General features: G+C 32.8%; 28 protein-coding genes. 13 read left to right on the top strand and 15 right to left on the bottom strand.

Going from position 1 to position 20,088, the window contains the following annotated elements:
• Positions 1–24: 24 nt before the first annotated feature.
• Entirely contained in the window at positions 25–972 is a 948-nt protein-coding gene (miaA, locus tag THEYE_RS04050; RefSeq protein ID WP_012546758.1) for a tRNA (adenosine(37)-N6)-dimethylallyltransferase MiaA, read from the bottom strand.
• A gap of 56 nt (positions 973–1,028) precedes the next feature.
• Here miaA and THEYE_RS04045 point away from each other — a divergent pair, with 56 nt between their 5' ends.
• The 5 genes from THEYE_RS04045 to THEYE_RS04025 are packed head-to-tail and all read left to right on the top strand — an operon-like array spanning position 1,029 to position 4,584.
• Complete coding sequence (locus THEYE_RS04045) at positions 1,029–1,790, top strand: flagellar motor protein (protein WP_012545908.1); 762 nt, start codon at positions 1,029–1,031, stop codon at positions 1,788–1,790.
• A complete protein-coding gene (locus THEYE_RS04040; RefSeq protein WP_012545014.1) occupies positions 1,787–2,428 on the top strand; it encodes an OmpA/MotB family protein in 642 nt (213 codons plus the stop codon). Before THEYE_RS04045 ends, THEYE_RS04040 begins: the two co-directional genes overlap by 4 nt.
• 5 nt (positions 2,429–2,433) lie before the next feature.
• The gene (locus THEYE_RS04035; protein WP_012545221.1) at positions 2,434–2,970 is read left to right on the top strand and encodes a PilZ domain-containing protein; all 537 of its coding nucleotides are present in this window, start codon (positions 2,434–2,436) and stop codon (positions 2,968–2,970) included.
• Positions 2,970–3,836 (top strand): flagellar motor stator protein MotA, encoded by an 867-nt coding sequence (gene motA, locus THEYE_RS04030; RefSeq protein WP_012546161.1) that lies wholly within the window; start codon positions 2,970–2,972, stop codon positions 3,834–3,836. Before THEYE_RS04035 ends, motA begins: the two co-directional genes overlap by 1 nt.
• Positions 3,826–4,584 carry a flagellar motor protein MotB gene (locus THEYE_RS04025; RefSeq protein WP_012546155.1) on the top strand — a complete coding sequence of 253 codons (759 nt, stop codon included), beginning with the start codon at positions 3,826–3,828 and terminating at the stop codon, positions 4,582–4,584. Before motA ends, THEYE_RS04025 begins: the two co-directional genes overlap by 11 nt.
• Here THEYE_RS04025 and THEYE_RS04020 read toward each other — a convergent pair.
• From THEYE_RS04020 to THEYE_RS04005, 4 genes are read right to left on the bottom strand one after another with little or no spacing between them, the layout of a single operon-like run.
• The gene (locus THEYE_RS04020; RefSeq protein ID WP_012545034.1) at positions 4,556–5,449 is read right to left on the bottom strand and encodes a diacylglycerol/lipid kinase family protein; all 894 of its coding nucleotides are present in this window, start codon (positions 5,447–5,449) and stop codon (positions 4,556–4,558) included. The two genes, THEYE_RS04025 and THEYE_RS04020, sit on opposite strands and share 29 nt — an antisense overlap.
• The gene (locus THEYE_RS04015) at positions 5,446–6,168 is read right to left on the bottom strand and encodes a 6-carboxyhexanoate--CoA ligase (RefSeq protein ID WP_051345777.1); all 723 of its coding nucleotides are present in this window, start codon (positions 6,166–6,168) and stop codon (positions 5,446–5,448) included. Before THEYE_RS04015 ends, THEYE_RS04020 begins: the two co-directional genes overlap by 4 nt.
• A 1-nt stretch (position 6,169) precedes the next feature.
• A complete protein-coding gene (bioB, locus tag THEYE_RS04010) occupies positions 6,170–7,120 on the bottom strand; it encodes a biotin synthase BioB (protein ID WP_012546730.1) in 951 nt (316 codons plus the stop codon).
• A 12-nt stretch (positions 7,121–7,132) separates the two neighbouring features.
• Complete coding sequence (locus THEYE_RS04005; RefSeq protein WP_038058505.1) at positions 7,133–8,656, bottom strand: sodium:neurotransmitter symporter family protein; 1,524 nt, start codon at positions 8,654–8,656, stop codon at positions 7,133–7,135.
• A 64-nt stretch (positions 8,657–8,720) separates the two neighbouring features.
• Here THEYE_RS04005 and THEYE_RS04000 point away from each other — a divergent pair, with 64 nt between their 5' ends.
• The 6 genes from THEYE_RS04000 to dksA all read left to right on the top strand — a co-directional run bounded on the left by THEYE_RS04000 (position 8,721) and on the right by dksA (position 12,927).
• Positions 8,721–9,779, top strand: a complete 1,059-nt coding sequence (locus THEYE_RS04000; RefSeq protein ID WP_012546519.1) for a radical SAM/SPASM domain-containing protein — start codon at positions 8,721–8,723, stop codon at positions 9,777–9,779.
• Entirely contained in the window at positions 9,776–10,792 is a 1,017-nt protein-coding gene (hemE, locus tag THEYE_RS03995; protein WP_012545646.1) for a uroporphyrinogen decarboxylase, read from the top strand. Before THEYE_RS04000 ends, hemE begins: the two co-directional genes overlap by 4 nt.
• A 1-nt stretch (position 10,793) precedes the next feature.
• Positions 10,794–11,444, top strand: a complete 651-nt coding sequence (gene purN, locus THEYE_RS03990) for a phosphoribosylglycinamide formyltransferase (protein WP_012545849.1) — start codon at positions 10,794–10,796, stop codon at positions 11,442–11,444.
• A gap of 3 nt (positions 11,445–11,447) precedes the next feature.
• Positions 11,448–11,963 (top strand): 16S rRNA (guanine(966)-N(2))-methyltransferase RsmD, encoded by a 516-nt coding sequence (rsmD, locus tag THEYE_RS03985; protein ID WP_012544958.1) that lies wholly within the window; start codon positions 11,448–11,450, stop codon positions 11,961–11,963.
• Positions 11,963–12,448: a pantetheine-phosphate adenylyltransferase gene (gene coaD / locus THEYE_RS03980; RefSeq protein ID WP_012545514.1), complete on the top strand. Its 486-nt coding sequence runs from the start codon at positions 11,963–11,965 to the stop codon at positions 12,446–12,448. The genes rsmD and coaD overlap by 1 nt, the downstream gene beginning before the upstream one ends.
• 107 nt (positions 12,449–12,555) lie before the next feature.
• Positions 12,556–12,927, top strand: coding sequence for an RNA polymerase-binding protein DksA (gene dksA / locus THEYE_RS03975; RefSeq protein ID WP_012545075.1), 372 nt, complete (start codon positions 12,556–12,558; stop codon positions 12,925–12,927).
• On the opposite strand, the gene THEYE_RS03970 is transcribed toward dksA, so the two are convergent.
• Entirely contained in the window at positions 12,914–13,741 is an 828-nt protein-coding gene (locus tag THEYE_RS03970) for an N-acetylglucosamine-6-phosphate deacetylase (RefSeq protein WP_012546736.1), read from the bottom strand. The genes dksA and THEYE_RS03970 overlap by 14 nt on opposite strands.
• Positions 13,742–13,756: 15 nt before the next feature.
• Between THEYE_RS03970 and THEYE_RS03965 the strand changes: the two genes are divergently transcribed.
• Entirely contained in the window at positions 13,757–14,476 is a 720-nt protein-coding gene (locus THEYE_RS03965) for an N-acetylmuramoyl-L-alanine amidase-like domain-containing protein (RefSeq protein WP_012545850.1), read from the top strand.
• Positions 14,455–15,318 (top strand): cation diffusion facilitator family transporter, encoded by an 864-nt coding sequence (locus THEYE_RS03960; RefSeq protein WP_012546222.1) that lies wholly within the window; start codon positions 14,455–14,457, stop codon positions 15,316–15,318. Before THEYE_RS03965 ends, THEYE_RS03960 begins: the two co-directional genes overlap by 22 nt.
• Here the strand turns inward: THEYE_RS03960 and THEYE_RS03955 are convergent.
• The 9 genes from THEYE_RS03955 to THEYE_RS03915 all read right to left on the bottom strand — a co-directional run bounded on the left by THEYE_RS03955 (position 15,315) and on the right by THEYE_RS03915 (position 20,082).
• Positions 15,315–15,629 (bottom strand): HNH endonuclease, encoded by a 315-nt coding sequence (locus THEYE_RS03955; RefSeq protein WP_012545366.1) that lies wholly within the window; start codon positions 15,627–15,629, stop codon positions 15,315–15,317. The two genes, THEYE_RS03960 and THEYE_RS03955, sit on opposite strands and share 4 nt — an antisense overlap.
• The gene (locus tag THEYE_RS10565; protein WP_012546416.1) at positions 15,629–15,907 is read right to left on the bottom strand and encodes a DUF507 family protein; all 279 of its coding nucleotides are present in this window, start codon (positions 15,905–15,907) and stop codon (positions 15,629–15,631) included. The genes THEYE_RS03955 and THEYE_RS10565 overlap by 1 nt, the downstream gene beginning before the upstream one ends.
• Entirely contained in the window at positions 15,904–16,185 is a 282-nt protein-coding gene (locus tag THEYE_RS10560; protein ID WP_021013194.1) for a DUF507 family protein, read from the bottom strand. Before THEYE_RS10560 ends, THEYE_RS10565 begins: the two co-directional genes overlap by 4 nt.
• 5 nt (positions 16,186–16,190) lie before the next feature.
• A complete protein-coding gene (rpsR, locus tag THEYE_RS03940; RefSeq protein WP_012545644.1) occupies positions 16,191–16,424 on the bottom strand; it encodes a 30S ribosomal protein S18 in 234 nt (77 codons plus the stop codon).
• An 11-nt stretch (positions 16,425–16,435) separates the two neighbouring features.
• Complete coding sequence (locus THEYE_RS03935) at positions 16,436–16,822, bottom strand: single-stranded DNA-binding protein (protein WP_012545299.1); 387 nt, start codon at positions 16,820–16,822, stop codon at positions 16,436–16,438.
• Between the two features lie 2 nt (positions 16,823–16,824).
• Positions 16,825–17,187 (bottom strand): 30S ribosomal protein S6, encoded by a 363-nt coding sequence (rpsF, locus tag THEYE_RS03930; protein ID WP_012545875.1) that lies wholly within the window; start codon positions 17,185–17,187, stop codon positions 16,825–16,827.
• A gap of 95 nt (positions 17,188–17,282) precedes the next feature.
• Positions 17,283–18,185: an AAA-type ATPase lid domain-containing protein gene (locus tag THEYE_RS03925; RefSeq protein ID WP_012546767.1), complete on the bottom strand. Its 903-nt coding sequence runs from the start codon at positions 18,183–18,185 to the stop codon at positions 17,283–17,285.
• A gap of 8 nt (positions 18,186–18,193) precedes the next feature.
• Positions 18,194–18,811, bottom strand: a complete 618-nt coding sequence (nadD, locus tag THEYE_RS03920) for a nicotinate-nucleotide adenylyltransferase (protein ID WP_028841927.1) — start codon at positions 18,809–18,811, stop codon at positions 18,194–18,196.
• The gene (locus THEYE_RS03915) at positions 18,808–20,082 is read right to left on the bottom strand and encodes a glutamate-5-semialdehyde dehydrogenase (RefSeq protein WP_420805054.1); all 1,275 of its coding nucleotides are present in this window, start codon (positions 20,080–20,082) and stop codon (positions 18,808–18,810) included. The genes nadD and THEYE_RS03915 overlap by 4 nt, the downstream gene beginning before the upstream one ends.
• Positions 20,083–20,088: the final 6 nt, after the last annotated feature.

Raw genomic sequence — 20,088 nt, 5'->3', positions numbered from 1 at the left:
TTATATTATGTTGATTAAATGCAACTATTTATGCAAAATTTCTGATAAAGCAGAATAAATTTGCTCTGCAATTATTTCAAAATCATGCCTTCCTGAGATATCAAACCACATAATATCTTTTTCTTTTCTGAACCATGTAAATTGTCTTTTTGCATACATTTTTGTTCTTTTCTTTATAAGCCTTACTGCTTCATCAATAGAGTATAAATCTGCAAGACAACCTGCTATTTCTTTGTATCCAATTGCCTGCAAGGCAGGAAGAGGAGACAACGAAGTAGCATTTCTTTTTATCAAAGTTAAAACATTTCTAACTTCTTCAATTAAACCTGAACAAATCATTTTATCAACTCTTTCTTCAATTATTCTGTATAATTCTTTTCTTTCCCGAGTCACGCCAATTTTTATGAAATTGTAAGACAAAGGTTTGGTTAATTTCTCTTGTAATTCACTTATCTGCTTTTTTTCCTTAAAAAATACCTCCAATGCTCTGAGAATTCTTCTCAAATCAGAAGGATAGATTTTATCTGCTTTTATAGGATCAATTTCTTTCAGAAGATTATAAAGAAAACCCGGATTATCTCTTTCCTTATTCATTAACTCCATTCTTAAATTCCAATCAGCATCAGGACCTTCAAAAATTCCTTCAGTCATTGCTCTGAGATAAAGACCTGTTCCTCCAACAACCAGAGGAATCTTTTCTCTTTCAAAAATTTTTTCTATAACTTCTTTAACTATTTCAATATATGCACCTGTGCTGAAATAATCCCATGGATTAACAATATCAATCATATGATGTATGACTTCCTTTCTTTGTTCTAATGTAGGTTTTGCTGTACCAATATCCATATATTTATATATTTGCATTGAATCTGAACTTATTATCTCAGCATTTAAAAGTTTAGCAATTTTTATTGAAAGCTCGGTTTTACCTACACCTGTAGGACCTAAAAGTATAACAATTTTTCTTTTCATGATTTATTATAATAAAATCTGTTGATAAATCTTTTTAATATATTTATAATTAAAAAATGGATTTGATAGCACTACTTGGCTTAATTATAGGTATCGGTGCAGTTATTGCTGGTAATATAGCTGAAGGAGGCACAACGGCACATCTCATTCAGGCAGCTGCAGCTATTATCGTATTTGGTGGAACATTTGGAGCTGTTATTTTAAGTTTCCCGTTTAAAGATATTGTTACAGCATTTATGAGCTTAAAATTTATATTCCTGAGTAGAAAAGTTAATTTTGATGAGACTATTGATACCATCCTTGATTTATTAGTTATAGCCAGAAAAAGAGGATTATTAGCTCTTCAAGAAGAGTTGGATAGAATTGATGATTCATTTTTAAGAAGAGGTATTACTTACGTAATTGATGGAGTCTCTCCGAACATTATTAAAGAATCACTTAATCAGGAAATCTATGCATATGAAGAAATTATAAAGAGAGCTGCTAAGGTTTATGATTCTGCCGGGGGATATGCACCGACAATTGGTATTATTGGAGCTATTTTAGGACTTATTCATGTTCTTAAAAATGTTGCAGATCCATCAAAAATCGGCATAGGAATAGCAACAGCCTTTGTTGCAACTATTTACGGAGTTGGTTCAGCAAATCTTATATTTATTCCCATTGCAAAAAGAATAGTTAATAAACTTGAAGATGAAATTCTTCTTATGGAACTCATGATTGAAGGCATATTGGGCATTGAGGCAGGTATGAATCCATACTTTTTAAGAGCAAAGCTTGAGTCATTTGTCAGGGAACGTCAAAAGGAAAGAATATGAGAGTTAGAAAAAGAAACAACAATAATGAAGAGGAAAATGTACATCGCTGGCTTATATCATATTCTGATTTTTTAACTCTTTTATTCACTTTTTTTGTTGCTCTTTATGCTCTATCTTCAGTTGATGTGACAAAGGCAGAAAAAATGACAAGTTCTTTAAGAAAGGTCTTCAAGGTTATTGATGAACCTGTCTCATTTGAAGAAGATCGTAATAAAGCAATTATTGAAGACCTCAGAAAACTTTTAAATGATATTTCAGGTATAAATATAAAGTCAGATGCAAGAGGCATTGTAATAACCCTGCCTGATTCACTTCTATTCAGTTCAGGTTCTGCTGAGCTAAAGCCTGAATCCACTGACGCACTTACAAGAATTGCTGAGAAATTAAAAGAACTTCCAGGGAAAGTGGCAATAGAGGGACATACCGATAATATTCCCATTAGTTCTTCTGTTTATAAATCAAACTGGGAATTGTCAGCAGCAAGAGCGTCATCAGTACTTCATTTTTTATTACAACGAGGACTTTCTCCAGATAGATTTTTGATTGCCGGATACGGAGAATACAAACCTGTAGCTACTAATGATACTGATGAAGGAAGAGCAAAAAATAGAAGAGTTGAACTTATTATATTGAGGTAATTATAATGGGAAATATGGAAGAAACATATCAAAGAATGAGAGAGTTTTCAAGAGTGGATGCTGTTATCCCTCTTGGAGTAAGATTAATTTCTTCTGAAGAAAAACCGAGAATAAAGGCAAGAATCTCTGGAGAAATTAATTTTGCCCGTCCTCCTCTTGATGAACCAGCGGATAAAGCACTGGCAGAATGGATAAAAATGATTAATTCAAAGCTTGATTATCTTATCAATCTCTGGAGCTTTAAAGAAGAAGGTTTTTCATCTTTAGCAACAACTGAAGTAAATATAAGTGGGGGTGGAATGAGTTTTGTCTCTGATTTATCCTATAACAAAGGAGATATCCTTGAATTGAAAGCAGTTCTTGAATCACCTTCTCCTGTGGCATTATTCCTTTACGGAGAAGTTGTAAAATGTGAAATGATAAATAATGCTTACAGAGTAGCTGTAAAATTTATCAATATAGAGGAGGATATCAGAGACTACATTATAAGATTTGTTTTCCACCGCCAAAGACAGTTACTCAGACAAAAAAGGGAAATATAATGCTTGTAGTAATCGGTGGATTAGTTGTTTTAGGCAGTATAGTTGGTGGTTATCTTCTGGAAAAAGGTAACCTTTCTGTACTTTTTCAACCCGCTGAAGTTCTTATAATATTCGGTGCTGCTATAGGTGCACTTGTGATAGCCTCTCCCCCTCATGTATTAAGAGGAGTAATAAAAGGGACAATTACCACAATTACAGGCGCAAAAGGTTATTCAAAAAGAGACTATATGGATACACTACTCCTTTTAAGTGAACTTTTTACAAAAATTAGAAAAGAAGGACTTATATCAATTGAACAGGATGTAGAAGAACCAGAAAATAGCACTATCTTTTCTAAATACCCAAAGTTTCTGAAAAATCATCATGCAATGGCACTTCTCACAGATACTCTGAGGACAGTAATGACAACAACTGTTTCTCCATACGAACTTGAAAGTATTCTTGATAGTGAAATTGAAACATTGCATGAAACAGAATCAGGACCTGTAAGAAATCTTCTTACTATTGCTGATAGCCTTCCAGGACTTGGAATTGTTGCAGCAGTCTTAGGAGTTGTTTTAACAATGGGCAAAATGAAAGAACCTCCTGAAGTTATAGGACACTCTGTAGGAGCTGCACTTGTTGGAACATTTATGGGAGTGTTAATGTGCTATGGATTTGTTGGTCCGCTTGCAAAACGCCTTGAAGCAAGTGTAAATCACGAAAAGGAATATCTACAAATAATTAAGGCAGCACTTGTAGCGTTTGTGAGTGGCTCTGCTCCTCAGATTGCTGTTGAGTTTGCTCGCAGAACTATACCTCCCCATTTAAGACCTACATTCCATGAATTAGAAGAAGAAATAAGGGCTTTAAAGAGTGGCAGATAAATCCAAAACAACAATTATAGTTAAAAAAATTAAAAAAGGGCATGAAGCCCATCATGGCGGAAGTTGGAAAGTTGCCTATGCTGACTTTACAACAGCTATGATGGCTTTCTTTTTGCTTTTATGGTTACTTTCAATGCTTGATCCTGTTAAAAGAGCTGCAATTGCTGATTATTTTAGATACTTCAATCTTTTAGAATCTGGACAGTCATTTATGCAGCAGTCCTCAGCAATTCAACAAGAAGTTAAAACATCAGTTCAAGAATCAACACCATCAGAGACGCGTGCCAAAAGATTTGAAGAACAATTTAAAAAGACAATAGAGGAAAAACTTAAAGAACTAAAAGACCATATAATGATAGACACAGTTGAAGGAGGCGTGAGGATTCAGATTGTTGATCTTGAAGGTGAACCAATGTTTCCTCTTTCATCTGCTGAACCCACTGAAAAAGCTCGTGAAATTTTAAAGGTGGTTGCAGAAAACATAAAAGATGAACCAGCACGTGTGGCAGTAGAAGGACATACAGATGCTGTGCCATTCAGGGGAGGTAAAACAACAAACTGGGAACTTTCAACAGCAAGAGCATCTTCAGCAAGAAGAGAAATTGAAAGATACGGAGTTGCACCAGAAAAAATTGCAAGGGTTGTTGGTTATGCTGATACACTACCTTTAATAAAGGACGATCCCAAGGACCCAAGAAACAGAAGAATCAGCATTATACTTATGTTTGAAAAGGAAAAACAAGGGTAAGTGCATTCTTTATGACTTTAATTTCTGCTGGAGTCTTCCCAAAATAATCACCATCTATCTGAATATGAGCGTCACCTGAAATGTTTAAATTTTCAGTTTTAAAATAATCAGTATTTTTCATCTTAAGATGAAAACCAAATAATATTCCTAATATTTGAAAAATAAGCCCTATCCTGGATTTGGTTTTTGATAGAAATGTATATAAACAAGGATCTGTTAAATTTGCATCAGGTGCAATTTTAAAGTTTCCTCCATAACATGATGCTTTGCATACAACAGCACTATATGCTTTCTTGGGTTCTGAATTATTCACTATAAGTTCAGTGGGTGTATATTTAAATAATGTTTTAATACCACTTAAAATATAAGCGATTTTTCTGAGATATTTCTTTTTTTGCGGATTTACTCCAAATACAGCCATTCCGTCAAAACCAACTCCTGCCATAAGAATAAAAAGTCTTTGTTTTTGTTGATTTTCTATAATGCCAAGATGAACCCTTTGAGTTTTACCTGCAACTGCTATCTCAACTGCCTTTTCTATATTTTTCGGAATTTTTAACTCTTTTGCAAGCACTGAAGTTGTTCCCATTGGAAGAATTGCCATTGGAATCTGAGAAAAGGCAAGTCCATTTACAACTTCATTATATGTTCCATCTCCACCTGCTACAATAACAAGAATTTTGCCACTATGATTTTCCTTTATTTTTTTAGCAAAATGCTCTGCATCACCTCGCTTTTTGGTAAGAAGCGTTTCAAAGTGAATACCCCTTTGTCTGAGGATTTCCTGTGCTTTTTCTATCCTCTTTAGAGCTCCTCCTCCACCAGCAATGGGATTTCCTATAAGAAAAACTTTATCATACCTCATATTACTAACACAGGTTTTCTTTCAAGATAATTTGTTAATTTTTCAATATCACAGGGAGTTTTAACAAAAAATGCCCTTCCTCCAATAGTTTCGCCCTTATTTTTTATATTTGTTATTCTTAAATATCCTAAATCTCTTGATGCAATGTATCCTATAGTATAATCTGGATTATCAGAAATGCATAGTTCTGCAACTACTTCAGGATATGATGCGACCTTAGAGGCAATTGTAATAGCCTCAATTACTCTTTGAGGCTGCGTTGAGAGATTTTTAATTTGCCTTATAAGTTTCATTCTTTTCCTCTTATCCATATGAATTCGGGATACTCTAATGCCTCTTGTTTTATCTCTTTCCAATCGCTCTCCTGTAATTGAATCTATAAGAGTAGCTCCTCTCATTGGATATTTTTTTATTACTTCAAAGGCTGAAAATAAAGCTTTATCAGAAATACCTATGGAGCTTAGCTTTTCACTTATTAGACAAAAAGCTTCTTCTGGAGAGTTAGTGAAAAATGTATTTACAGGAAGCGCAGAGACTGTCTGAATCTCCTCATTTATTCTCTCTACTGTAATCACAACCTTATCTGGCTTGCCTTTTGAATGTTCAAAAGCTCTTTTAAAAAGTTGTTTTAAAACTCTCTCAATCTGTGAATAATCGTATATCCCCTCTGCTCCAGAGATATGTTTTTCTATATTATTTTCTTTTTTAGATGCTCTCATTCTAACTGACCACACTGTCTACCTCAAGTCCATGAGCTTCTATAAATTTTATGTCATCACTATAATGTCTACCTGTAGTTGTAAGATAATTGCCAGTCATTAAAGCATTTGCTCCAGCGATAAAAATCCAGGAAGCAAACTCTCCAAGCAAAGGTCTTCCTCCACATACCCTTATATCTTTATCAGGCAGTATAAGTCTAAATAGAATAATTATTCTTAAAGCTTCCATTGGATTGAGAGGTTTTTTACTTTCCAGAGGTGTTCCTTTAATAGGAGTAAGAAAATTGATGGGAATAGAATCTACATTCAAATTCTTTAAAAACTCTGCCATTTCCTTTCTATCATCCCATGATTCACCTATACCAAAAACTCCGCCAGAGCATATTGAAAGCCCTGTTTTATTAGCATTTTCAAGGGTTTTTACTTTATCAGAAAACTTATGAGTTGTGCATATATTACTAAAAAATCTTTCAGAAGTTTCTATATTACAATGAAGTCTTTCAAGCCCCTTGTCTCTCAAGTAGCATATCTCATCATACTCTAAAAGCCCTAAGGAAGCACAAGGATAAATGCCGATTTTTTTTATTGCTTCAATGGAATTACCAATTTTTTCTAATTCTTTTTTTGAAGGTTTTTTACCGCTAATTACTATAGAAAATCTTTTAACTCCGTATTTCTTGGCTTCCAAAGCTTTTTTTACTATTTCATCTTTTTCAAGCAAAGAATATACAGGAGAATTTGTTTTATATCTTGAAGACTGAGCGCAAAAAGCACAATCCTCTGAACAAAGACCGCTCTTGGCGTTCACAATTGCGCATAGTTCAATTTTTTTACCTTTATATTTTTCCCTTATTGAATTAGCTTGAAATATTAAAGAGTAAATATGACTGTCATCCATGTGTTCTATAAGGTCACTATAATATTCCAGAGAACTCTGTATTTCAGGTTTCAACGCTTCCTCCCTTTATTGCTTGATTATCTTTGTATATCTTAAATCTCTCAAAATAATTTTTCTGCTTTTTACTGCTATAAATGATAAAAATGCTAAAAAAGCAAGAATAAAAAGACGAGCAATAATTTTTGTAGATTCTCCAGCAGTTATTAAGTTACCAAAATCCTTTATTACCCAAAAATATAAAATAAAAGATAAAAAAACTGGAGAAATGAATGCTATTACATAAACAAATGCTCTTGGAAGCTTAATTGAAGTATTTTGAATAAGTTCATTGTAAAAATTATTTATTCCAAAGATCCATATAAAGACAATAATCTCAATTAAACCAAATATGAGAAGCATCACGCATCCTGCCCAGAAATCAAGTTCATCTATAAAATTAGGCATAAAAGCAGAAAAGTGAGCTCCTGTTATCACTAAAATCATTGATACACTTACAGCTTTTGTATGCTCCCATTTCATTTCATCCTCAAATAAAGCTATGATAGGTTGTATAAGAGCTAAGGAAGAAGTGAGAGCAGCAAGAAAAAGTAATAAAAACCATATAAATGAAGCTATCCATCCTAAGGGTAAGTTCATAAGCACTGCTGGCATAGTCATAAATCCAAGTCTGAAAGTTCCTTCCTTAGCAAGTTCTGGAATTGCAACAGCTGAAAACATAGCAAATGCAGCAGGAATGGCAATTGAAGCACCGATTATAACTTCCACAAATTCATTGATTCCAGCAGTCCAAAAGCCTGCCTTGACAACATCTTCCTTTGGTTTAACATAACTTGCATAAACAGCTATTGCTCCCATACCTAAGGAAAGGGTGAAAAATATCTGGCCAGAGGCTTCAATCCAGACTGTTGGGTCTTTAATACCGGAAAAATTTAGATTATAAATAAACTTCAATCCTTCAAGTCCTGCCCAGTCTCTTGCGGAAAGAGATATTATTCCAAGTAAAATACCAAAAATAATTATAGCTGGCATACCTATTTTTGCTGTTATTTCAATGCCTTTTGCAACACCTTTCTGAAGAATAAACCAGTTTATAGCTATAGTAATCAAAAGAAAGATATAGGCAATCATGGAAGGATTTGTATATGTTCTAAAAAATTCTACATATGGTTTAACTGCTTCTTGAGGATTTGCTGTTTTAATAGGCACAGGCATTTGTTTAAAAAGAGACATAAAGGCAAAACCTAATGTCCACGACTCAATATAGATATAATACATACAAATAAGCACAGGTATAGCAACACCGATTGATCCCAAAATCCTTGCCCAACTACTATGATTGAAAAAAAGTCCCAAAATTCCTGTCATAGAACCATGCCCATGTTTGCCAGCATACCTTCCTATAACCCATTCAATAATCATTAGAGGTAGTCCCATTAATAAAAAAGCAATAAAATATGGAAGCATAAAAGCTCCACCACCATATAACGCAGCCTTTGAAGGAAATCTTAGAATATTTCCAAGACCTACAGCATTACCAGCTGTTGCAAGAATAAGTCCTATTCTTGATTGCCATTTCTCTCGTTTTGCCATGTTATTTATTATAATCATTATTTTTGGCTCAATAAAAGAAATTATTTTAAGTTATAATAATTAAATGCAGTTTGAACCTAAATGGATAGCATGGGAAATCACACGCAGATGCAATCTTAGATGTATTCATTGCAGGTCTTCATCTGAGGAAATTGTAAAAGAACATCCTGATCCTTCAAAGGAAGAGTGTTTTAGAACCATTGATGATATCACATCTTACGCTAAGCCTGTTTTGGTTCTTACAGGTGGAGAGCCTCTCTTAAGAGAAGATTTTTTTGAAATAGCTGCGTATGCTAATAGTAAAGGTTTAAGGGTTTGCCTTGCTACAAATGGGACTCTTGTTAGTGAAGAGATTTGCAAAAAACTTAAAGAAGTAGAGATAAAGATGGTTTCCCTCAGTCTTGATGGACCTAATGAAGAAGTGCATGATAACTTTCGTCAGCAAAAAGGAGCATTTCAAGGGACAATAAATGCTGCTAAGCTGTTGAAAAAATATGGTATACCATTTTTAATAAACTCTTCTTTTACAAAAAGAAATCAAGAGACCATTCCAGAGGTTTATAAATTAGCAAAAGAGCTTGGAGCAACTGCATGGTATATGTTTATGATAGTTCCTACAGGAAGAGCTGAAGAACTTTTAAATGAATTAATCTCCCAAGAAGATTATGAAAAAATTCTTAACTGGCATTATGACATGGAAAAAGGCGAAAAGGATATTCTTGTAAGACCTACCTGTGCACCTCAGTATTATAGAGTTATTTTTGAAAGGTCAAAAAAAGAGGGAGAGAAGTTTGAAAGAAGGTCTCTTAAATTTTCCACAGGTGGAGCAAAGGGATGTGTGGCAGGACAGCTTATATGCCTTATAAATGTGGATGGAGATGTAATGCCTTGTAGTTACTTTTCTCTTCCAGCAGGAAATATTAAAAAACAGTCATTCAGAGAAATATGGGAGAATTCTGAACTTTTTAAAAATTTAAGAGACTTTTCCTCCTACAAAGGACGTTGCGGTGTTTGCGAGTATGTAAATGTATGTGGTGGATGCAGAGCCCGTGCATACTGTATTAAAGATGACTACATGGAGGAAGACCCTTACTGTAAATATATACCACGGAGAGCCAGATGAAAGAAGCCTTTCTTAAAGCTTGTAGAGGAATACGCACTGATTACACACCTGTTTGGTTTATGAGACAGGCAGGAAGATATATGCCTGAATATCAGAAACTCAGGCAAAAATACGATTTTCTCACCATGTGCAAAACACCTGAAATAGCTGCAGAGGTGACACTACAACCTGTAAAAGTTTTAGGAGTTGATGCAGCAATTCTTTTTTCGGATATTCTGATTCCCCTTGAAGCAATGGGGCTCAAAATAGAATTCATAGATGATAAAGGACCTCAGGTTTTACCAAATATAAGAACAGTTGCAGACTTGGAAATCTTGGGAGAATTAAATCTTGAGAAAATAGGTTTTGTCTTTGACGCTATCCGTATTTTAATCAATGAACTAAATGTTCCATTGATAGGTTTTGCAGCCTCACCATTTACCTTAGCAACATATGTTATTGAGGGAGGGTCAACAAAGGAGTTTGTAAATACAAAAAGATTTATGTTCTTAGAGCCAGAAGGCTTTCATAAACTTATGAGCCTTTTTACAAAGGCAACTCAGAAATATCTAAATGAACAAATAAGAGCAGGCGTTCATGCTGTTCAGATTTTTGATACATGGGCTGGTATTCTGTCACCCTTTGATTATGAAAGTTTTGTAAAGCCCTATGTAAAAAGGTTAATTGAATCATTGAAAACTGTTCCTGTGATATATTTTTCTTCAAACACAGCAGGACTTATCAATCACTTAAAAGAACTGAATGCTGATGTTTTAAGTATTGACTGGAGGATTGATATTAAAGATGCCACTGATTTACTGAAAAACAAGCCTTTACAGGGAAATTTAGACCCCTTAACCCTTTTAGGCAGTGATGAAGAACTTTTTAAAAGGGTAGAGAAAGTTTTAATAGGTGCAAGAGGAGCAAAATCACATATATTTAATCTTGGACATGGAGTTAATATTAATACCTCTGTTGATAAACTAAAGAAATTAGTTGATTTTGTGCATGAATTTAAATTTATGGAGGACTGATATGCTAAAAATAGGAGTTTTAGCTTCAGGAAGGGGGTCTAATTTTCAGGCAATTATTGACGAGATTGAGGCAGGGAAAATTCCTGCAAAGATAGAGATTCTCATAGTTGATAATCCTAATGCCTATGCTATTGAGAGAGCAAAAAAACATGGAATTCCTTATCTTTTTATTAATCCTAAGGATTTCCAGTCAAAAGAAGCCTTTTATGAAAAAATACGAGATGAACTTTTATCAAAAGATGTAGAACTTGTCATACTCGCAGGTTTTATGAGAATAGTAAAAAAGCCTTTGCTTGATGCTTTCCCAAACAGAATAATGAATATCCATCCAGCACTGCTTCCTTCCTTTCCTGGCCTTCACGGGCAAAAGCAGGCTGTTGATTATGGAGTTAGAATCAGCGGCTGCACAGTTCATTTTGTAGATGAGGGTGTTGACTCAGGTCCCATAATAATTCAAGCTGCTGTGCCTGTTCATCCTGATGATACAGAAGACAGTCTTTCAGAAAGAATACTCAAACTGGAACATAAAATTTTTCCTGAAGCCATCAGACTTTTTGCAGAAGGAAGACTTAAGGTAGAAGGAAGAAAAGTTAAAATCTTAAACTATAAGCTTCCAGATAAATATTTCACAAATCCAGAAATAGGACAATAAAAAATGGTTCAAAACAGATCAAAAGTTCAAAACAGAGTCAGACCAACTCCTGCAATTGTAAGAAAAGCTATTTTTGATATTTTACGAGATGTAGAGGATAAAATATTTATTGACTTGTATGCAGGCAAGGGTTTTGTAGGTGTGGAAGCACTAAAAAGAGGTGCTAATGAAGTTATATTTGTAGAGAAAGACCCTGTTTTATGCATTTTTATAAAAAATTCACTCCAGAAAAAGAAACTCTCTGATAAAGCAAGAGTTTACAATATGGATGCTGTATCTTTTCTTCAAGACAGTTCTCATGAATATGATATAATTTTTGCAGACCCTCCATATGAATCAGGTGAATTAGAAAAAATATTTAAAATCTTTGAGAATAAAAATCTTATAAAAGAAGGCGGTGTGCTGATATTGCAGCATTATAAAAATGAGTCATTGAGAGAAAAGCTTAAAGGGCTTAAAATACATAAATGTTATAGATATGGTGATACTTTTTTAACTGTTTACAGGAGGAGTGAATAATGACAAAAACAGGAGTCTATCCAGGAACATTTGATCCTATAACAAATGGACATCTTGATGTAATAAAAAGAGCTTTAAAAATTTTTGATGAGCTAATAGTTGCTGTTGCTATGTCAAGTTATAAAAAAACTCCTATTTTTACTGTTGAAGAAAGGGTACACTTCATTGCTCAAACAACAAAAGACCTTAAAAACTTGAAAGTAGAAGTCTTTGATGGACTGCTTGTCAATTTTATTAAAGAAAAAAAAGCTGTTGCTATTGTAAGAGGACTAAGAGCAGTATCAGACTATGAATTTGAACTTCAACTTGCCCATGCAAATAGAAGACTTTTCAGAGATATTGAAACTGTATTTTTAATGCCTTCCGAAGAATATTCCTTCCTTTCTTCAAGCCTTGTTAAAGAAATCGCATATTTTGGGGGTTCTGTAAAAAGCCTTGTCCCACCAATTGTTGAAAAGGCTTTGAGAAATAAATTTAAAAAATAAAATTTTTCTGAACTATTTGACTGTTTATGAAGTTTTTTGATATTGTAAAAGATTATTACTGACAACTTAGGCTAAATTAATTTTAAAGGAAAAAAATCAAATAAATTATGAAAGAAAAATCAAGACAAAAAAGAATCTTAGAGATTAAAAAGAAACTTCTACAACAAAAACAGCAGATTCTTATTGATGCAGGAATTATGCTTTCAAATCTTCCCTCTGAAAGTAATTTATCTGAAATAGGGGATATAGCCTCTCAAGAAATTGATAGAAGCTTTCTTTTGAGATTAAGAGATAGGGAAAGAAAACTTCTAAAAAAAATAGAAAAAACACTGGAAAAAATAAACAATGGTACTTATGGCATATGTGAAGCCTGTGGTGCAGAAATACCTATTGAAAGACTTGAAGCAAGGCCAGTGACTGACCTGTGTATTGAATGCAAGACAGAACAAGAAGAAGCAGAAAAGCTTAAAGAGAGTTAATTCTAAGCAATTCTTCAGGATTTTTTTCTGTAGCAAGTTTTAGCTTATATTCATCAATATTTAATTTTTTAAGCCTATTTATGACATCCTTAAGGCTCATTGAACCACCTTGAAGTTTTTGCATTCCTTTCTTTTGCTTTACCATATCAGAAACCAAAATTATTCTTTCTGGATTTTTAACTTGAAATATCCATTTCAAAAGTTCATCACTTAAATGTTTTCCATCTCCTATTAATTCAATATAAATTTCCTGATTAATAAGTCCAAATCCTGCTATCCCAGGTTCTCTATGGTGAATACCTCGCATGGCATTAAATAAATGAGTTATAAGACGAACACCTGCTTTAAATCCTTCCTCTGCCTCTCTATATGTAGCATCTGAATGTCCCATGCTTACTACTGTACCTAACTCAATACATCTTTCAATCAACTTATAAGCACCAGGTAACTCCGGAGCTACAGTAACTATTTTTATAATGTCTTCAAATCCATAAACAAGTTCTTCAAGTTTATCAATATCAGGCATTAAAAATTTATTACTATCAAGAGCACCAGCCTTTAAAGGATTGAGAAATGGACCTTCAAGATAAGCTCCGTAAATCTTCGCTCCATCTGTTTGATTTTCCATTGCTTTTTTTATAATTGATAGTTTCTCTCTCATTTTATCTAAAGAATCTGGATAAAGACTCAATAAAAATCCATCTGTTTCCTTTTTCCCATATTCCTCTGCTATTAAAAGAATTTGTTCATAATCCTTGACTTCTTTTACATCAAATTTTTCTGTGCCGTGAAAGTGGATATCAAATATGGACATGTTTTATCATAGCATATGATATTTAAAGAAGGAAAAATTAAAATTGAAACAATATTGAAAGAATTATTGCCTTTGGAAGGCGAAGACAGAATAATTAAAATTTCAAAAATTTTTATGAACATACCCTACAAAAAGAACACACTTAAAGGAAGTTTCAAAATAGAGGAAGAATTAACAATAGATTTTGAAGAAGTTGATTGTATGACTTTTATTGAATATGTAGAGGCTTTAAGACTTTCCAACAATTTTGAATCATTCGTTGAAAACCTCAAAGCTGTAAGATATTTTGATAGCATTGTTGACTTTCAAAAAAGAAGACATTTTTTTTCTGACTGGGACTATATTCCTACATTGAAAAACATCACATCTGAGATTGGCATGTCCTATTGTAAAACATCATTAAAGAAGTTAAATAAAATTAACAAACATAAAAGATGGATAGAAGGCTTACCTGTTAGTTTAAAAAAAATCAATTACATTCCACGAAATAATATTAAAAAAATTGTAGACAAACTTCCTTCTGTATGCTATTGTGGATTTTATTCTTCAAAAGAAGGACTTGATGTTGAGCATGTAGGCATATTAATAAATAAAGAAAAGCCCCTTACACTAAGACATGCATCCAGTATAAAAGGTGAAGTAGTTGATGAGCCTTTTATAGAATATGTAATGAATAAAGAAGGCATTATACTTTATAAACCAATATCAGATAAATGGACAGAAGAAAAGAAATAAGAAAAGTTCTACTGATAACTTTATGTTTAAATTTATTGGTTTCTTTTGCCAAAATAATCTATGGACTAAAAGTCAACTCTCTTGCTATTTATTCTGATGGTTTTCATTCTCTCTTTGACGGAGTTAGCAATATAGGTGGCATAATTGGAATATATCTTGCCAGCCGTCCTCCTGATAGAGAGCATCCCTATGGGCATAGAAAATATGAAACTATTTTCGCTGTATTTATTGGAGTTTTAATGGGATTTACATCTCTTGAAATTTTAAAAGGAGCTTATGAGTCTTTAATAAAAACTAAAAGACCTGAATTGGATGAAAAAGCATTTATAATTCTCTTATTTACTATTATCATAAACATATTCGTGTTTACCTATGAAAGAAAGAGAGGAAAACAACTAAAAAGTGAATTTCTAATTGCTGACTCTTCTCATACTAAGATTGATATTTTCATAACCTCAGGAATAATTTTAGCTATAATTTTTATTAAATCAGGCTTTTACATTCTTGACTCCTTTGCAGGCTTAATAATTGGAGTATTAGTAGCCAGAGAAGCATTTATAATACTTAAAGAGTCTACGGATATCCTTATTGATAAAGCTCTTCTTGATAGCTCAGAAATTGAAAGATTAGTAACTACCTGTAATGATGTTCAAGCCTGTGAAGATATAAGAACAAGAGGCACAGCAGGACAGATCTTTGTTGATTTGAAAATTCTTGTTGATTCCTCTATTTCTGTGAAAGAAGGGCATGATATAGCTGAAAGAGTTGAAGCAATAATCAAAAAAGAATTCCCTGACGTAGTTGATGTGGTGGTTCATATTGAACCTGGCAAGAAAATCTAAAGAATTTTTTCCGGATCTGAAAAATCAAATTGATGCAAATAAGCTTCCCATTCAATTGGAATTAAATACTTCTTCTTACTATTGCATTCTTTGCAACAGGGAACAATATTACTTTTTGTTGATTTGCCTCCCCTTATTAAAGGAACCACATGATCCATAGTTAACTCATTTGGAGGGGTAATTTTACCACAATAATAACATTTTCCCTTAGATATTTTATTTCGCCACCACGAAGATTTCCTCAAAACTCTGGCTTTTTGTTTTTCTATTTTTATTTCTTCATATGAGACAGCAGGTATGAATTTTTCCATTAACGTCCAAATCTCTTTTTTTCCTCTTCTTCAAAAAACTTCTTATAAAGAATATTCCACTCAGGACTTCCTTCAACAACTTTCTTAGAAAATGATTGAAGTTTTCTTCTTACAACCTCGTCAATTGATTCACCAATTTTTAAAGCCTGTATAAAACTTCTTTTAATTTCTCTTCTTACTTCTTGTTCTTCAACTTTTAATTTAATTAATCCTTTATTTATCAAGCTATTGAATAAAATATGAGATGTATGGGTTATTTTTTCATCTGAAAGCATCATAAGACTAAATTCCTCTGCTTAACAAGTTTTTGTTTTGTCATCTCAAAAAGTTTTCTGTAGTCAAGCTTACTTCTTTCTATTTCAGATTCATATTTTTTAAGAAGTTCTCTTATTTCTTCATTTAGCCTGTCTTCAACCATCAATTCATCAAGAATAATCTGTTCAGCCTCTTGTAAAAGTTGCTCCTTAGACACCATTATTTCGATCATATCTTTTTTTAGAAGATTCTCTATTATATTGTTTGTTATGTATGGTATCCAGTTTCTGGGTATCCTCATTTTTTTTAAATCTCAATATACGGTAATAAAGCAACAGCTCTTGCTCTTTTTATTGCTTTTGTAAGTTCTCTTTGATGCTTTGAACACGTCCCTGTTAACTTTCTTGAGAGAATTTTACCTCTTTCAGTCATAAAACCTCTCAACAGCTTAACATTTTTGTAATCAATAAAATCAATTTTCTCTGCACAAAATCTACAATATTTTTTTCTAAAAAATCTTCTTTGTGTTGACTGTTGCACACTGACCTCCTCTAAAATGGTTCTAAATCTGAATATTCTTCTGGAGGAACCTGATTGAATTCTTCGGACTGAGCAGGTTCTCTCTTAGGAAAAAATCTTATATTATTTGCAATTACCTCAAATTTACTTTTTCTCTGTCCTTCGTATTCCCATCTTCTTTCACGCAGACGGCCTTCAACCAATACAGTTCTTCCTTTATTCAAATACTGAGTACATGTTTCAGCTTGTTTACCAAAAACTATAGCGTCAATAAATAGAGTCTCCTCTCTCATATCTTCTCCCTGTTTATATCTTGAATTAACAGCTATAGGCACTGTGGCAACTGCTACTCCTGAAGGTGTATATCTTATTTCAGGGTCTCTGGTAAGATTTCCTATAAGTATTATCCTGTTAAACATCTCTATCCTTGAGAAGCTATTTCTGAAGGCTCTACAGGAATTCCTTTTATCTCAGGTGGCAAAGCAGCAATTTGATGCTTTGTAAGTTTAAAAACCATGAATTTAAAAACAGGGTCATAAACTTTGTAAAACTCTTCCATCTTCTTTATTGACAAAGCTGGAGCTTTGAAAAGAAATAAAACATAATATCCCATAGTTTGCCTATTAAGTTTATATGCAAGCTTTTTTTTGCCCCAGTTATCAACTTTTAAAATCTCTCCACCATTCTCTACAATAAGAGATGAGATTTTTTTAACCGCTTCCTGTACTTCTTCTTCAGTAAGAGTTGGTAATAGAAGCACTACCTTTTCATAAAAATTATTCATAATATAACCTCCACCTGGATTTTAGCCCTTATCCTTTAGATAAGAGCATGGAGTAAACAAAAGTTACAAATATTTTTATAACATATTTATCATTTTTAAATCAAACTATAGTATTTCAATTTTTTGTTAAGAGTATTCCTATTTATCCCGAGAATCTTTGCAGCTTTTACCTGATTACCTCCTGTTTCATTAATTGCAAGAATAAACAATGCCTTTTCAACTTCCTGAATAACAGTCTCATATAAATTTGAATTCCCAATATTGGCAAATTCCTTCAAAAGATTGCCGAGCTTTAATTCAAGAAAATTTCTTATTGAAAATTGATCATTATATTCACCAAACAAATCCTTAGACGTAAGTCTCTGATGCCTGGTCAGTAAAAAAGCTTTAGCCAAACATTGTTTTAATTGATATGCATTTTCTGTCCATGAATAATCCAATAAAGCATCCTGAGCATCTTTTGATAACTCTTTTTTGGGAAGTTTTAAAAATTCTGAAATCTCTTGCAGAAAAAAATTAGCAAGAGGGATAATATCCTGTTTTCTCTCTCTTAAAGGTGGAATATAAAGTTTCTTTGAATTTAACAAAGCTTCATACAATTCAAAAGTTATTATGCCATTTTTATAAAGCTGTTCATAATCACAGTCAGATATAAAAATAGCACATTTAAAGCATTTTTCTGGATTAAAAAGAAAAGCTGTGTCAATATTTTCAAGATTTTTAACAATATAAACTATATTTTTTTGTTTAAAGGAACTCATTTTTTTATTTAAGTCTTCTGGAATTGCCATAACATCTGGCTGATTCATGTATCCAAGAATTATCTTAACTACATAATCTTTTTCTGTTCCTTTTTCTCCATATAGAAAAAATATCTCATTTTCAAAAGAAAGTTTTTTTATGTCTTCTAAAATTTGTCGCATTGGAGGACTTTTGTATACCTTGGCTAAGTATAGTGGGAAATTGCTATGTTTTATTTCCAGTACACCAAGTTTCATATAATCTCCTACTTATAAAGTTCATTTTCTTCAATATATTTTCTCACATTATCTGGCAACAAATAGCGAATGCTTTTCCCTTTTCTAATCATCTCTCTTAGCATGGTAGAAGATATCCAGAATGGTGAAACTGATATAAAAAAAGCTGTTTTGTCCGAGTTTTTTATTTTAAAACAATTATCTGACTCTTTATATTCAATAAATTCTGAATTCTGTAAATTATTAAAACCAGGTCTTGACATAATGATAAAATCAACCATCCTTAACAAGTCTTCATATTTATACCAGAATTTTAATTCAAAAAAAGCATCAATACCCATTATAAAAAAAAGACTATCCCTTTGGTAAAGTTTTTTTAAATGACTCAATGTATTCACAGTATATGAAGGTTTTTTATGTTTAACTTCAATATCTGAAACTTCAAAAAAAGGATTCCCATTTATCGCTAACTCTGTCATCTTTAATCTATGATTAGCATCTATAATATCTTGTCTTTTTAATGGCGGCACTCCTGAAGGAATAAAAATAATTTTATCAAGAGAAAACTCCTCTCTTACTTCCTCTGCAACTCTTAAATGTCCAAAGTGAATAGGATTAAAAGTGCCTCCTAAAAGTCCTATTCTCATTGCCTTATTTGTCCATTTCCGAAAACGATAAATTTTGTACATGTAAGTTCCTCAAGTCCCATAGGACCACGTGCATGAATTTTGTCAGTTGAAATTCCTATTTCAGCACCCAGACCAAATTGATATCCATCATTAAGCCTCGTGGAAGCATTTACAAAAACCGCAGAAGAGTCAACTTCTTTCAAAAATTTCATAGCTTTATTATAATCCTTTGTTACTATTGAGTCTGAGTGAGCTGAGCCATATTTTGTTATATGTTCAATAGCTTCGTCAATATTTTTTACAACTTTGACATTAAGTACTAAGTCAAGATATTCCTGATAAAAATCTTCCTCTTTTACATCTTTTACTTTTGGATATATTTTTTTTGTTTTTAAACAGCCTTTAAGTTCAACCCCTGCATCTTCAAACTTTTTTAACATATTAGGCAAAAATTTCTTTGCTATGTTTTCATCAACAAGCATTGTTTCCATTGCATTACATGTTGCAGGTCTCTGCACTTTAGCATTAAAGCAAATTTCTTCAGCCATTGCTAAATCAGCATCTCTGTCAACAAAAACATGACATACACCTTTGTAGTGTTTTAATACAGGAATTCTTGAATTTTCTGTAACAGTCCTTATAAGTCCCTCTCCACCACGAGGAATTATAAGATCAATAATTCCTTCAAGTTTTATCATTTCAAGCACAGCTTCTCTTTGAGAGATATCTATATAAGTCACAACTCCCTCGTGCATTCCCTCATCTTTTAAGGCTTCTTTCAAAATCTTTACTAAGGCAATATTTGAATTTATTGCTTCAGAACCACCCCTTAAAACTACTGAATTCCCTGCTTTAAGACATAATCCTGTCACATCTACAGTAACATTTGGTCTTGCTTCATAAATTACACCTATGACTCCTATAGGTACTCTCATCTTGCCAACCTGCATTCCATTTGGTCTGAGCCACATCTTTGTTATTTCTCCAACAGGATCTGGCAGTGCAACAACCTCTTGAAGTCCCTTTATCATTTCATCAATTCTTTTTTCTGTTAAAGTAAGTCTGTCAATTAAAGCCTTAGAAATCCCTTTTTTCTGTGCATTTTCTACATCAATTCTGTTTGCCTTAATAAGTTCATCCTTATTCTGTTTAAGATAATCAGCCATTCTAACAATTATTTTGTTTTTCAAGTCTGTTGATGCTTTTGCTATAAACCTTGAAGATTCTTTAGCTTCCTTTGCTTTGTTTAAAACCAATTGCTTTATCTCCATTTTACCCCCCTTAGAAATTTTCCA

This window comes from Thermodesulfovibrio yellowstonii DSM 11347 (assembly GCF_000020985.1).
Lineage (GTDB): Bacteria > Nitrospirota > Thermodesulfovibrionia > Thermodesulfovibrionales > Thermodesulfovibrionaceae > Thermodesulfovibrio > Thermodesulfovibrio yellowstonii.
The sequence above is the reverse complement of the archived record's forward strand: the minus strand, read 5'-3'. Positions and strand labels throughout refer to the sequence as shown.